Origin of the sequence: Mycobacterium sp. 1164966.3, assembly GCF_001665395.1 — a bacterium.
Lineage (GTDB): Bacteria > Actinomycetota > Actinomycetes > Mycobacteriales > Mycobacteriaceae > Mycobacterium.
Genome location: NZ_LZSG01000054.1, coordinates 1 through 651 on the forward strand (window position 1 = coordinate 1; position 651 = coordinate 651).

The window sequence follows — 651 nt, forward strand, 5'->3', positions numbered from 1 at the left end:
AGATCAGCGCGGTTGTACCACTCCGCCTGGCGGGTGCTCGTCGACGTCGTCGAGGATCAGCTCGCGCACGGCGGGACGCGGTCCGTATGGTCGCAGCATGGTGCTGGCCGGCCGTGGACGCACGTGCTGCGGCCACCAGAACCAGCGCCCGAGCAAGGTGGCCAGCGACGGTGTCATGAACGACCGCACGATCAAGGTGTCGAACAACAGACCCAGCGCGATCGTCGTACCTACCTGGGCCATCACGATCAGTGGGCTGAACATGAACGTGGCCATGGTGGCGGCGAACACCAGACCGGCGGAGGTAACCACCGAGCCCGAACCGGCCATCGCGCGGATCGTCCCTGTCTTGAGCCCTGCGTGGATTTCCTCCTTGAACCGCGATATCAGCAGCAGGTTGTAGTCCGAGCCGACCGCCAGCAGCAGGATGACCGCCATTGCCAGCACCATCCAGTGCAACTTCACGCCCAGGATGTACTGCCATAGGAGCACGGAGAGTCCGAATGAGGCGCCCAGCGACAGCAACACCGTACCGACGATCACGACGGCCGCCACGACGCTTCGGGTGATCACCAGCATGATGATGAAAATCAAAGTGGCTGCGGCGATTCCGGCGATCAGCAGGTCGATGTTGGAGCCGTCGTGCATGTC

Annotated in this window: 1 protein-coding gene; it reads right to left on the reverse strand. The window is 63.3% G+C overall.

From position 1 onward, the window contains the following. Nucleotides 1-3 precede the first annotated feature (3 nt). Nucleotides 4-651 (reverse strand): MMPL family transporter (locus A9W99_RS19735; RefSeq protein WP_156623198.1); only part of this gene is annotated, 648 nt, incomplete at its 5' end.